Source organism: Microcystis sp. M49636_WE2 (assembly GCF_030065375.1).
In the GTDB taxonomy this organism is placed as follows: Bacteria; Cyanobacteriota; Cyanobacteriia; order Cyanobacteriales; family Microcystaceae; genus Microcystis; species Microcystis aeruginosa_C.
The window spans coordinates 1-11,367 of sequence record NZ_JASJFG010000119.1 but is presented as its reverse complement, the minus strand read 5'-3'; the positions used below and the strand labels follow the sequence as shown (position 1 = coordinate 11,367).

The window sequence follows — 11,367 nt, the reverse complement described above, 5'->3', positions numbered from 1 at the left end:
TTATGCCGAATTCTGTTATCTGACCCATCTGACCCAAGGGGTACGCCGCAGCGGTTCCGCTGCCAAAGACTTAACCGATGTGGCCTGTGGGCGCTTAGATGGTTATTGGGAACGAGGGATTAATCCCTGGGATCTGGCCGCGGGAATTATTCTGATCGAAGAAGCTGGCGGTAAAATTAGCGCCTACGATGAGAGTCCTTTTCTGATGGAAACGGGGCGAATTCTGGCCACTAACGGACACATTCACACCCCCTTAAGCCAGGCTCTGCAAAAAGCCGCCTCTTGGAGTTTTCAGTTTTAATGGGATTATCATTTTAGAGTAGGGTCTGCTGTATGCCTTTTCCGATTTCCCAGGGATTATTTCAATTTGATTTAATCGATCACTTCGCTGTTTTAGGAGTCTCGATCGATGCCGAACATGAGGAGATTCGCGAGCGTTACTTAAAAATCGCCTATAAACTTCACCCCGATACCTGTCGCCTTTACACCCCCGCCGAAAGGGAACAGGCTCATCAGTTACTCGCCAAATTAGTTAACCCAGCCTACGAACATCTAGGCCGCGACCTATCTCGGGAAGAATTCCGCCTTGTTTTAACACAAATGGGTAAGGCAATGGCGCGAGATTCGGGTAAAATCACCATCAATAGCGAACCAGCTAGAAAACTAGCCCAGTCCACCGCTAACTATGAATTAGCCTATCAAAAAATCCTGCAATCTTTGGCGATCGATCAATATACCGCCCTGGAAAATACCTATCAGAAAATCGCCCAACTCAGTGAACTCAATCTGGTTTATCTGATGCTAACCGAAGGTCAGGGCAACAAGAAAACTACCCCGAAAGTCTTTATCTCCCAAGGCAATCCTCGCCAGTCCGAGTTAGTGGTCGCGGCTACCACCACGGCAGCCCCAGCTAAAGCCAAGGAATCGCCCTTAGAAGCCTATATTCGCCGCGCCCAAGCCTCTCTTGACCAAAATAACCCCGCCCAAGCTTTGCGAGAATTGCGCGATGCCCTACGGGAAGAACCAGATAATAGCATCTGTCACGCCCTGCTCGGTTTAGCCTATCTGCGACAAAATCAACTCTCCATGGCCCGGGTTCATATCAATCGCGCTTGGCAAGCCCGCCCCAAAGATGCGACGGTGATTAGGTGCAAACGGGAACTGGATAAAGTAGTTAATCCTAATACTGAAATGGAAGACCAGAAGGGACAAAAAAAGGAAGGGAATACTAAGGGCGGTTTTTGGTCCCTATTTGGTGGTAAAAAGAATAACTAGCTCAAACCATAACGGTATAAGCTTGATACCAAATCGTCATTTTAACCCGCCTGTTACCCCACGCAGGTAACAGGAGAAAAGAAACGATCAGCCCGAGACTCAAGCTCAAACTAGACAGACAAAACAGCTTACCCTGATCAGTAAGTGGGTGGGTGGAATTAAATATAAGATGAACGTAGGTTGGGTTGAAGCATGAAACCCAACGCCCGCATAGTTTACGCTACCGCTAACCCATCCTACAAATAATTGTGCCTCCCTACTTAGGGTTTGCTGAAAAAGTCGCTCAAAGAATTATGCTATTGAGTGCCAATAATTTGTCGCCCAAGTGATAAGTTTTACTTGAGTAAAACTTATCACTTTTAACATAATTTTTATTAAAGCGTTGCCGACATCTTAGTTCTTTTGTTCGCCCAGAAATCAAGAAAGACAAAAAAAGCCCAAAAAACTGCCGAAGCAGTCGGGAAAGATTGACAACCAAAAAGGTAATAGCAATGGACGTTTCTGAAGTTTCAGGTAGTTTTGTCATGCACAGATTTAAACCAAATCTTCTCTTAGCTTGTCCGAATTTCCCTTCTATTGCATTGCGAAAACTCTCGTCCTCTTGTGCTTGTTTTTTTAGTCCAGCGCTTCGATTCTTCGGTGGTCTTCCCAAGGGTAATCCACTTAATCTTATCCCTCTTTCCTTGCACCATGCCAAGTTTTCTCTGGTTCGATAAATTTTATCGACATGAACGGATTGCTGGCTAACAACCATAAGTCTCTTTAAAGTTTTCTACTTGCGCTTTCAAATCTTGAGATTCATTAAAGTTTTCCCAAGACAACCGGTGTAAAAATACGGCTCTTCGGTTTGTGTTATGCAATGGACGGGGGTTATAAGGGATGGAACCCTTACATAGAAAGGCATTTAGCGATTTTTGTCAATTGTTTTTGCTCTAGAGCAAACTAATCAATTAAGTCTCTTACCAGATAAGGATTTAGTCGATTTATGCCCCCCTATCGAACCATACCAAGTAACGAAGAACCTTATATATTTTCTTCTAAGTAGGTAGGTGTTAAAAACTTTCAGATACCCCCCTTATTAAGGGTAGATCCCCCCGCCTATCGGCACCCCCCTTATCAAAGGGGGGATTAAGGGGGGATCCCCCCTTATCAAGGGGGGCAGGGGGGATCAAAGACAAAATCTATCTTCAATTTAATTGAAACCACTTACTTACACTCTAATAAATCTCTGACCAGAGGCTGATTATGTCTTTAACACTGACTCCTGATAACGTCGAACAAGTTTTAGATGAAATGCGCCCCTACCTGATGGCGGATGGTGGTAACGTGGAATTAGTCGAAATCGACGGGCCAGTCGTCAAACTGCGTCTTCAAGGCGCTTGCGGTTCCTGTCCCAGTTCCACCATGACCCTAAAAATGGGCATCGAACGTCGTCTCCGGGAAGTGATTCCCGAAATTGCCGAAGTTGAACAAGCTTTCTAAATCTTGGGTTAATTAATTGGCTCTTCTAGGTTCTGTGTGATGAGTTTAACTTACAATATGATCGATCGATCTTTGTGTCCTTTGTGTCTTTGTGGTTCGTTCCACCCCCTCGCTAGGAGGAATGTATCTTAGAATACATTTTACCCACCAAACCTGGGAGAGCCATTAATTCTCACCACTGCCCGATTGCTAATTTAATTAGCGATCGGGCATAATATTAATTAGGGTTTAAGGCAAGAGGCACTCATGCAAGAGGCACTTATGCAAAAGGGAGAATAAATAATCGGTTTTTAATAACCAGATTTGGTATTATATATCTTTTTCTGCAAGATTGATAAAATTACAGAATTAATTAAGGTAAAAAGTATCTTTTTTAGCCAATTAACCAGCCAATTAAGCATTAACATATACTCGAAAATTTTTATTAAAACTCAAAAATTATGACTGAAAATATCCCCACTATTGTGGTCATGCACGGGGACCAAACTGGAGAAGAACTATTACTAGAAGCCCTGAGAGTATTGCAACCCTCGATAATTCGTCAACCGCTTAGCTTTGCCGATTTTGATCTTAGTTTAGCCCAACGTCGCCAGAGTAACAATCAAGTGGTTCACGAGGCCGCCGAAGCGACTCTAAAAACCGGATTAGCTCTCAAAGCTGCCACTATTACCCCAGAAATCAAAGGAGATGTGGGCAGTCCTAACGCTATTTTAAGAGAAGCAATGAATTCTCAGGTAATTCTCCGCATCGGTCGCCGTATCCCCGGTATTCGTCCGATTGGGGGCGTTAATTCTCCCATTGCCATTGTCCGCATGGCCGTTGATGATGCCTACGGGGCCAAAGAATGGCGAGAAACCACTGCCACCGGCGATGAAATTGCCTATCGCACCTCGCGCATTTCTAGGGCTACCAGTCGCGCCGTGGCCGAGTTTACCTTTCAACAGGCCAAAAAAACCGGGGCGCGGGTATTTGGCGGCCCAAAATTCACCGTTAGTGCCACCTACGAAGGGATGTTTAAAGAGGAATTAGACGCGGCGGCCCGAAGACATCCGGAAGTGCGTTATCAACCCCTGTTAATTGATGCAACTTTTGCTCTACTTTTACAAACCGACGGCGAAGCTTTGGTGATTCCAGCACTTAATCGCGATGGCGATTTATTATCTGATTTTGTCTTGCAACTCTATGGCAGTATTGCTGGGGCCGAAAGTTTAGTTTTGGGATTTGATGAGGAGACCTTAGCGGTTAAAACTATTATGGCAGAAGCTCCCCACGGCACGGCCCCGGCTTTAGAGGGCAAAAATATCGCTAATCCCATGGCGATGATTTTAGCCTCGGCAGCTTTGTTAGGTTATATCGAAACTAGCGAGGCGCGTAAAGCTTCCAGGGCAATTTATGAAAGTGTCTTTGAAACTATTCACGAGGGCAAAAAAACCCCCGATTTAGGGGGCCAAATGACCATGAGTGAGTTTACCGATGAGGTGATTCGTCGCGTGGTCAGTAAGTTAGAAGTTTGGTCTGCTTTGGGGTAAACGAACTCATCTGATTGCTCTCTTAAAGTGGTTTGAAGAAAGGGTAATCCCAAAAAATAAGAATTGTTGCAAAGGCCTTGCTTTTGTTTGTTTTGCGGAAAAATAAAAGCTACCTTTGAAGTGTACAACGGAGTCCCTTTGCAGGATTAGGATAAGAACAATGAAACTACAAACTTTGACAAAAACTCTGACTATTGCTCTGATTGGTGTAGGAGCTGCCTTGACCTTACAATCACCGAGCCAAGCTCAAACCAGATTCGAGTGTCTTGTACCACTGACAGGCCCCTATGTAGGAGTTCCCACAACCGCTGCCCAAGTCGGACCTAATGAATATAAGCCCGTGATTCATTGGTTTTCTCGTTATTTCAGTGGTGCCGGTTATACTCCCATGCAACGTTGTCAAGAAGTGACCGGAAGATTCAATACCCTTTCCACTCGACCAGGCGGAATTGATATTATTACCACTGGCTATCTCAATGGTCTGCCGGTTATCTATTCCCCTAGTGATGGACGAGAACGGGCAAATAGCAGTAACCTATTATTCACCCTCAAGAGAGGGGAAAACGCAACCCAGAAAATCGCACAGCTATTTGACATCCGGGCGGGAGCCAGCAGCAGTCCTTTGTTTGAAAGCTCATCGGATTCTGCCACTGTCTATTTCAAAAAATTCCTAGAAAGCGTTCCCGTGGAAACAAATCCTGCCACCGGTTCGTCCTCTTCTCCGGCGCCTGGGACTTCTCCCGAACAACCCCCCCAAAAACCATCAGGCGGTTCTGTTTGGTAAACTTTTCTAGTTCTATAGATAAGGTAGGTTGGGTTGACGCAAGGAAACCCAACGCCCGCTGTTTGGTAAACTTTTCTAGTTTCTTAGAAGGAGCATAGTAATCAAGTGAGTCGGCCTATAAAAAGAATTTTGGCTGGTGCGGGCAGTTTATTATTGGGACTGTCCACACCTTTGCTTGCTGTCCAAAGCTATGCTCCTGCTCTGGAACCTAACCAGGCCAATGCCCATAGCTCTCAGCAACTTTCAGAACAACAGCTGCGTCAGTCAGCCAGAGCAATTACTGTTAAGGTGTTATCAGGGCAAGGCTGGGGTTCGGGCATTTTAGTTGAAAAGCAGGGTTCTTCCTACAAAGTCCTCACGAATGACCATGTTTTAGGGCGGTATCGCTCTCGGGTTTGGCAAATACAAACCCCTGACGGCAAGATACATCGGGGTGAGTTGGTCAGAACAGTTCGCTTGAATGATTATGATTTAGGCTTAGTTTCTTTTCGCAGTAGCCAAGTTTATTCTATTGCTGATTTGGCTAATGTCGATGATCTCACTATCGGAGATGAAGTTTTCGCCGCCGGCTATCCCTTTGATTTTACCTTCACCGTTGGTAAAGTGTCGCTTTTGAGTGATAAATCCTTTTCGGGGGGCTACCAAATCGGCTACACCAATAAGATTAAAAATGGCATGAGTGGCGGACCGCTGCTGAATCGGCAAGGTAAAGTTATTGGTATTAACGGGATTCATGCTTATCCTCTCTGGGGTAAATCCTACGTTTTTGCTGACGGAACGGTGACTTCACCGGCACTGTGGGAACAAATGAGTCGATTAAGTTGGGCGATTCCTATTGGGACTTTTTTACAATCGGGGTCATCTTCTGTATCTGCTTCCAGTCGGCAACGGCCCGCAGTGTCACCCCCACCGCTTCCCACCCATAGAGAACCCACTTTCTGGGAAGATTTTCCTTCTCCATCCTCGTCAACCCCAAGAGAAAAGAATCCCGCTCCCACACCCCTCTGGTAAATTCCACTCAACTGTATTTTTAAACCAGATGAGCAACAATTTCTTGAAAATTTCCGCCGCCCTAGTTAGTATAGCGGTGTTTGTGGTTTCTCCTCAGATTGCTAAGGCATCAACAACTGAGCAGATAGAAAAAACTGCTGAAAAGATTACCGTTTTAATCCCCTCAGAAGAAGAGGGGGCGAATGGGAAAATTACTGCTAATGGCTCTGGATCAATTATTGCCAAAGAAGGAAAAGTTTATACTGTTCTTACTGCCAGTCATGTGATCTGTAAAGATGCTAGAGATGCCTGCAAGTTCTATTACGATCAACTAAAAATTATTACCTGGGATGGCAAGCAATATCCGCTCGATTACAATAGCATCAAAAAATTACCCGGAGTAGATCTAGCTCTCGTGCAGTTTCAGAGCGACCAAAATTATCAGTTAGCGACCTTGGCTAACTATCAAGTAGCTGACGAACAATTTATTTTTGCTTCTGGATGGCCCGACCCGAAATTTATCGGCAAGCGGAAACGATTGTTCAATGTGGGGAAAGTGCTGCCCAAGGACATTACACCCTTGCTGAAAATATTTCCCCCGGAGTTGGGGTATGAGATAGTTTATACCAGTGTCACCTATGGGGGCATGAGTGGCGGTCCAGTGTTGGATATCAATGGACGAGTCATCGCAGTTCACGGACAAAATGAAGCCGAAAAAATCGAAAAGGTTCCCGTGCCAATTGGCTTTAGTCTCGCTATTCCCATCACTACTTTTTTGAAATTAGCACCCCAGTCTGGCATTCAAGGGCAGATAAATGTCGAAAATTCGCCCCCCAATGCCTTATCTTTGCAAGAAATTGGTGATGAATTATACAAGGCTTTTGAAGTTCCCAATAATAACGATACTAATCCCCTAAACTGGCTTAATCAAGGCAATAAAATGTGGCGGTTAGGACAATTAGCCCTCGCCTATGCCGCCTATGAAAAAGCCTTGCAACTCGATGCTCAACTCTATCAAGCTTGGTACGGTAAAGGTCTGGTCTTGACCTACTGGAAACGCTCCCAAGAGGCGCTGGCCGCCTACGAACAAGCTCTCAAAATTAATCCTGACTCCGATACCGCCAAAAAACTGCGCGACAAGCTCCAAGAATCTTTAGGGGGAGGAAATACCCCTTCTCTAACCCCCTCACAGCCAACCACCGCGCCCACCGTGGAGCCTTCACCACAGCCCTCTAATCCAAGGAGACTATGGTGAAGTCAGTCCCGATGAAAAAATTTTCACCCCCACAGATGAAAGAGGTTTCCTTCCCTACACCCCACACCCCACACCCCACACCCTCTTTCAAGTCAGCAGGGAAAATGCGGGTTAGCTAATAGTGGGTCCCACCAATTTAGCTAAGAATGCTTGAATTGCTCGTAGTTCTGCGGGAGGATTGCGGAGAAACTCTTCGTTACTGGCTAAAATCATCGCATTATAAGCCCGCACCGCCGCCAGCAATTTAGCTGGAACTACCTTCTCATCCCTGGTCAGTTTCTCTAAGCTGGCCAATAAGTCTTGAATAACATTTAATGGCGGTGCGCCGGGGGCTGAGTAAAGAGCGGCGGTGACAGCATTGATATTATTACCCGCCTGTGCATCCCCTGTTAAGATGCTCAGTAGCAATTGCTGAACGCCTGGGGGAATCGGGGTACCCGTGGGGGAGGTTAAATTATTATCAGCTAACAGAGTATTCAGAGAAGCAGCCGCTTGATTAACAGCGATTTGAGCCGGTTCTCCCCCCTGAAATCCCGTTACCGTCGTGGTGCCGGGGAAAGTTTGACCGGCAAAATCACCGGTGGAAAGAATTGCCCCAGTGGCATCGGATTGGTTGCCGGTTTGCGCCATACTAGGAGAGACTAGGGCATTGGTCAACAAAACCGCCGCCACTAGGGAAACTTGCCAATTAGTCAACCATTTCATCAACATGGTCTTAATCCTCATTCAAAAAGCTAAATTAGACAATCTAAAAACCGACTAACGGGGGAAAAAGTAATTGTAGCCGATACTCATGACGAAGCGAGCGCCGTCCCCGGCATTGCCCGTTAAATCAGCACCGGCAAGGTTAATCGTCAAGGGGACTTTCGGGAAGGGAATCAGGGAAATACCTGCGTTTAAATCTTGACCCGACCATTCGACAATGGCCGAGACAGGTTCAACAATTCTTAAACCAGCACTAGCAAAGACACCCAGCGAGTTTACCCCATCTTCGATGGCTCCTTCCGAGCGAAAACGACCACCACCAACACCCAAAGAGAGCGTCAATTGACTAAAGGGTTCTTTCGTTGTTTCTGTGAACTGAAAAAATTTGCTCACCACCCCGTAGATACTGCTACCGGCATCTGTCCCACCCCAGTTAATAGCATTTTCAAATCCTAGGGCGACAGCAAAACCTTCTGGCAGAGAACGGTGAATTTTAAAGCTAAAACTACCCCGTCCGGCATTATCACCAAAAAGGCTCAAAATCGCCATAGTTACATCCAAACCGACAATTTTCTGGGGTTCTCCTAAACCGACCCCTAGGGCTAACCCACCATCTGCTTGATTGGTAAAACGGGTTCTCGACTGGAAAGCGAAACCACCGAAAATCTGCCCAAAATTCGCTCCAAAACCGATGGGAGTAGAGATACTGGCACTAGGGGCAACCACAACTTCCGCCAGTTTCGCAGAAAGGGTTTGCGGTTCCTCAATCAGAAACTCTTGACGTAAACGCTGCAATTCGGGAGAAACATTGGTATCAACGGGGGTGGATGCCTGTGCTTGCCATTTTTCGACTTCTGGAGAGTTATTATCTCCTGCTGGTAAAAGCTGACTCGCTTGCATTGTCCCTAGATTCGCCTTCCATTCTTCTAGGGTTGAAATTGTCCCGGTCTTTTCTGTTGCTAAAGTATCGAGGGAAGATTTCTCTAGTTTATTTTCTAAGGATGAGGGCAGATTACTGTCGGCTAATCCCTCTGTTGTCGAGAAGGAATTGGTGGTCAGAATTCTGTCCGTCCTCTCTAATTCCACGGGGGAATTGATGATAATTTTTTCCTGGGATACCCGAATAGAAGCAGCGTCAATGTCTAAGGGGGAAGGAATGGCTTTCACCCCATCGCACAGTATGGCTGTCCCCACACAGGAGGCAATGAAAATTCCTCCAGAAAATATGTGTCTCATCTGGCTGTTTCTTTTGGCTTTTTTGAACAACACTTCCAGCTTTCCTCACAGACGAAATTAATTTGCAAGAATTGTAACTGATTTATTCTTAGATAGCAAGTTATTAAAGTTGCGTTCTCTGTATGATAATCATTGCTTAGGGACTTGCGTGGGAATAATATCCCAATTGATCGGAGGGCGCAAGCTTTGCGCCCCTACAGTAACGGATTTTGTCCACAATGTAGGGGCGAACTGCGTTCGCCCAAAAGGTACATTATCAAAGCGCAGGTCCCTTATCATTGGTAGGAGTCTTGCTAGGCAAGGCTTTGAAGACTATCTTTCTGGAAAGAAAATTATCCCTACAGAAACGAGAAGAACCATCTTTCCTTTGCCAGTGTCTGGAATTGTCAATTCGCCTACCCCATCGGCATTACTGAAGAAAATCCTTGTCCTCACTGAAAGTATGGTTTAAAAATTTCCTTGATTCTTTTTGTCCCTAGTCTGCCTAAATGAAATGTAAAATATTTACGACCTCTATTCTTGGCTTCCCTAGTTGTACTGCCTCTCCGTTCACGAATCAAATAGGCCGATTATATTGCTAGAACTAAAAAAAGCGGGTTGAACCCCGCTTGTCATCAAAAACTAAGCCAACTTAAAGGCATCTCGCCAACACCAGCGCAACAGGGTAAAAGCTATCAAACCTTTAACCACTTCTAGAAACCAGTAACCAATCTGCAAGGACATCATTTCTCCCGACATTCCCGACGCAGTAACGGGGGCCAGTAAACCCATAGCACTCAGATTGGGAGTGAGAAAATAGGTGTAAATTAGGGTGATTACTAAGAGAACACCGGCAAATAGAAGCGATCGATGTTCGGGGAGATGGATTAAGGTATGATAGCGGTGGAAGACAACAAAGCTACACAGCACAATCGCCGCACAAACTAATTCCAGATGGTTAAAAATGCCAAATAGCAAGTAACCGGCACTGGCAAAGCCATTTTGTGTCATCATGCCAGCTACGGATAAGCTGGGGATAATGATTAAATCGATGACGAAACTGGCACTTAACCAGAAACCGAGAACAACCATGGCTAGGGTTGTCCAATTAAACCAAGACCAATAACGCTCAACAAAAGTTTTCATTAGGCTTGCTCCTCCTTGCCTTTCTAACTTAATTGTAAAGAGCGTTCGCCAAAATTTTGGCCAGTTTTTTGGTAATTCTTAGCAATTCTTAGCAATTCTTATAATATCAACTTAGTTTTCCGGAAGGGCAACCAAACAATACCGCTCTTACCTCTAGATTTGGCTACCCGCTCGGCGCAGAATTGTAAAGATTTATCAACAAGTGTTTATAAAAACCTTTAAATATTGACCAAGTTGACAATTATAGACTTACCCTAAAACAATAACTAACTATCTACGGGTTTACTGTTATGGATAAGGATTTTCGTAACTATCGCATGGTTTGCACCCTCACCTTCGGAGATATTTACGGACAAATAATCGTTTGGTTAATCGTTATTTTTCTTACTCTGGCTTCCACTCTAGCTCTTTGGAGTAGCACTAGACAAATTTTTGCCCTCGCTACCGTGGGGTTAGTCGTCGTCCTCTCTTTGCCTTTTTTACTCTTTGCTTTTGTTACTACCCTCCTCAATCATATTGAATTCGTTCCCATCGAAACGGAAACCAATATTCGTCGTGGTCCTGTACCCGGAGTTAGCGGCAGCCGTGTACCCGCAGCCGGCTAAATCCGACCAAATCCCCAATAAATAATCTAGAGACGTTGCTGACAACGTCTCTAGCAGTTTTTGCCATTGTTTGCGTCGGGGTTTCTCGTCCTTAATTTTTGTAAATTTTTGTAAATTTAACTTGTTTTTAAAACCTTTTTCTGGTAGCGATTATCCAAAGAAAAATAGATGAAGCAGAGAAATTGTCAAGACAATAATCTTGTTTGCTGCCTGATCCCGGTCAATGATAAATTTTTAAATACCTAGTCTTTTACATTTTCCCAACTCTCGGAGTGATCCCCGATGTTAAAAAATCTCTTTGGTGGCAAAAAATCTGACTTTTACCTAGAACTAAAAGAAACCGATGGTGAACAAAAAGCGACAGCAACCACGGCAGCAGCC

At 45.0% G+C, this 11,367-nt stretch carries 11 protein-coding genes and 2 pseudogenes; 9 read left to right on the top strand and 4 right to left on the bottom strand.

The genetic code is table 11. From position 1 onward, the window contains the following. Together PX484_RS02825 and PX484_RS02820 are read left to right on the top strand one after the other, a co-directional pair. The coding region (locus PX484_RS02825) for an inositol monophosphatase family protein (RefSeq protein WP_288102778.1) at positions 1-301 on the top strand (301 nt) is incomplete at its 5' end. Between the two features lie 32 nt (positions 302-333). Then, positions 334-1,275, top strand: a complete 942-nt coding sequence (locus PX484_RS02820; RefSeq protein ID WP_002760810.1) for a J domain-containing protein — start codon at positions 334-336, stop codon at positions 1,273-1,275. Positions 1,276-1,566: 291 nt separating this feature from the next. Here the strand turns inward: PX484_RS02820 and PX484_RS02815 are convergent. Beyond that, positions 1,567-2,111 (bottom strand): annotated as a pseudogene (locus PX484_RS02815) (transposase); the annotation flags it as partial. Positions 2,112-2,129: 18 nt separating this feature from the next. On the opposite strand from PX484_RS02815, the pseudogene PX484_RS25945 reads away from it, so the two are divergent. The 6 genes and pseudogenes from PX484_RS25945 to PX484_RS02790 all read left to right on the top strand — a co-directional run bounded on the left by PX484_RS25945 (position 2,130) and on the right by PX484_RS02790 (position 7,315). Further along, positions 2,130-2,324 (top strand): annotated as a pseudogene (locus PX484_RS25945) (hypothetical protein). 196 nt (positions 2,325-2,520) lie between these two features. After that, complete coding sequence (locus tag PX484_RS02810; RefSeq protein ID WP_002779291.1) at positions 2,521-2,757, top strand: NifU family protein; 237 nt, start codon at positions 2,521-2,523, stop codon at positions 2,755-2,757. A 440-nt stretch (positions 2,758-3,197) separates the two neighbouring features. Then, positions 3,198-4,286 carry an isocitrate/isopropylmalate family dehydrogenase gene (locus tag PX484_RS02805; protein ID WP_287767466.1) on the top strand — a complete coding sequence of 363 codons (1,089 nt, stop codon included), beginning with the start codon at positions 3,198-3,200 and terminating at the stop codon, positions 4,284-4,286. A 160-nt stretch (positions 4,287-4,446) separates the two neighbouring features. After that, positions 4,447-5,070 (top strand): COP23 domain-containing protein, encoded by a 624-nt coding sequence (locus PX484_RS02800; protein ID WP_287767464.1) that lies wholly within the window; start codon positions 4,447-4,449, stop codon positions 5,068-5,070. A 105-nt stretch (positions 5,071-5,175) separates the two neighbouring features. Then, positions 5,176-6,081: a S1 family peptidase gene (locus PX484_RS02795; RefSeq protein ID WP_287767462.1), complete on the top strand. Its 906-nt coding sequence runs from the start codon at positions 5,176-5,178 to the stop codon at positions 6,079-6,081. 28 nt (positions 6,082-6,109) lie between these two features. Then, positions 6,110-7,315 (top strand): tetratricopeptide repeat-containing S1 family peptidase, encoded by a 1,206-nt coding sequence (locus PX484_RS02790; RefSeq protein WP_287767460.1) that lies wholly within the window; start codon positions 6,110-6,112, stop codon positions 7,313-7,315. A 111-nt stretch (positions 7,316-7,426) separates the two neighbouring features. Here the strand turns inward: PX484_RS02790 and PX484_RS02785 are convergent, their stop codons facing one another. The 3 genes from PX484_RS02785 to PX484_RS02775 all read right to left on the bottom strand — a co-directional run bounded on the left by PX484_RS02785 (position 7,427) and on the right by PX484_RS02775 (position 10,381). Next, complete coding sequence (locus tag PX484_RS02785; protein WP_287767459.1) at positions 7,427-8,026, bottom strand: hypothetical protein; 600 nt, start codon at positions 8,024-8,026, stop codon at positions 7,427-7,429. 48 nt (positions 8,027-8,074) lie between these two features. Then, positions 8,075-9,289: a hypothetical protein gene (locus tag PX484_RS02780; protein ID WP_353845713.1), complete on the bottom strand. Its 1,215-nt coding sequence runs from the start codon at positions 9,287-9,289 to the stop codon at positions 8,075-8,077. Positions 9,290-9,877: 588 nt separating this feature from the next. Then, positions 9,878-10,381, bottom strand: a complete 504-nt coding sequence (locus PX484_RS02775) for a hypothetical protein (RefSeq protein ID WP_002798683.1) — start codon at positions 10,379-10,381, stop codon at positions 9,878-9,880. A 290-nt stretch (positions 10,382-10,671) separates the two neighbouring features. On the opposite strand from PX484_RS02775, the gene PX484_RS02770 reads away from it, so the two are divergent. Next, complete coding sequence (locus PX484_RS02770; RefSeq protein ID WP_002758945.1) at positions 10,672-10,986, top strand: hypothetical protein; 315 nt, start codon at positions 10,672-10,674, stop codon at positions 10,984-10,986. The last annotated feature ends 381 nt before the right edge of the window (positions 10,987-11,367 follow it).